The organism is Aestuariivita sp. (assembly GCF_021404545.1).
GTDB lineage: Bacteria > Pseudomonadota > Alphaproteobacteria > Rhodobacterales > Rhodobacteraceae > Aestuariivita.
This window is the reverse complement of sequence record NZ_JAAWWD010000094.1, coordinates 1-1395: the sequence shown is the minus strand read 5'-3', so window position 1 is coordinate 1395 and position 1395 is coordinate 1. Positions and strand designations below refer to the sequence as shown.

General features: G+C 57.2%; 1 protein-coding gene. It reads right to left on the bottom strand.

The features are described 5' to 3' along the window. Positions 1-238 precede the first annotated feature (238 nt). Positions 239-1198 carry an IS110 family transposase gene (locus HEP69_RS23545; RefSeq protein ID WP_290560950.1) on the bottom strand — a complete coding sequence of 320 codons (960 nt, stop codon included), beginning with the start codon at positions 1196-1198 and terminating at the stop codon, positions 239-241. Positions 1199-1395: the final 197 nt, after the last annotated feature.

Here is a 1395-nt window from a genome sequence, read left to right as displayed (position 1 = left end):
ACCGGGCCCGTTTGGTCTGTTGCCTTTTGTTTTTTTTCACTTATTTGTCCCGGTGCGTTAGTTTTTGGATGGCCGGGTTTTTTTGCTTAGTGCCTAGAACTATTGCCCCCCAATACGATTATGTGGACTCTCTTTGGGGCTTGGGCTGTTAGTTTCTTATTTTTTTCGGTGAATGATATTTTCGGCGGTAAATAGAAAAGGGAAGTATTCTGCCGCGTTTGACTAGCAACTGTATCTGTCAGGTTGTGGATGCCGCCCATTTCTGACGGCTTTTGCATAAAGCGTTCGCGATGGTGACCAGCTTTCTGGCGACGGCTGTGATGATGACTTTGTGGGGTTTTCCGGCCTTTCGGAGGCGATCTGCGAAGGATCTTAGGCTTGGGTTATGATGTGCCGCGACCAAGGCCGCCTGGAACATCACGTGCCGTAGGGCACGGCGACCGTCGGCGATGGCTCGTTTCCCGCGAAGTGTTCCGCTGTCATGCGCGACCGGGGCCAATCCGGTGAGTGCGGCAGCTTCTTCACCGGTGATGGTGCCGATCTCAGGCATTTCGGCGATCAGCATTGTGCTGGCGACCGGGCCTATCCCCGGGATGGAGCGGAGAACGGTGGCCATCTCCGACAGGTGATCATCGCTTGCGATGGCTCGGATGATCCTGTCGTCCAGTTCCTTGATCAGGATGTCGAACCGTTGCTTCAACTCGGTGTCGATGTCCTGGAACATTGCGGCAGTGCCGAGTTTCTGATGCGCGCGGAGTTGGGCCAGCAGCCGTTTGCGCATCTCGACCAGCTGGGCTCGCTTTGACGTCAAGGCTCTGAGAATGCGTAGCTTTTCTGCGGGAAGCTTGCGCCCTGCTTCGGGACGGAACGCAAAGAAGCGGGCAATAAGTTCCGCATCGATCCGATCGGTCTTGGCACGTGTGCCACGACTTTGCGCAAACGCCTTCACCCGAGCAGGTGGCACCTGACGGGCTGCGACACCTTCTGCATCCAAAAGCGCCCAGAGTTGCCATTCTTGACCGCCAGTCGACTCAAAACAGACGATGGCATCTCTGGTCCGGGCAAGGTCCGCAACAGCAGCATAACCCGCGGGAGCGTTTGGTACTCTGCAGCGATGCCCGTCGGGCAGGCAATGAAGCTCCAGCCAGTCGCGGCTGACATCTATGCCGATGACGCGATCACGTGATAGACTGTCCATACTCTCTTCCTTCTGGTGCGCGGTCCTTTATAGGCCGCACTCAACTGTTCGAGACCATGAAGAGAGGCGGTGCCGACAGGCTAAGGAACGTGGTCGTGCCACAAGGGTCAGACGTCGCGCACCACCCCGCCATCGGCCCTGGCCGGGGCAGGTGGCGCGGCCAGCTTAGCAGAACGAAAATACAGAAGGGTCAGGAC

Excerpts from the sequence above, each read along its gene's own strand:
- HEP69_RS23545 (WP_290560950.1), bottom strand. The coding sequence starts at position 1,198 with ATGGACAGTCTATCACGTGATCGCGTCATCGGCATAGATGTCAGCCGC.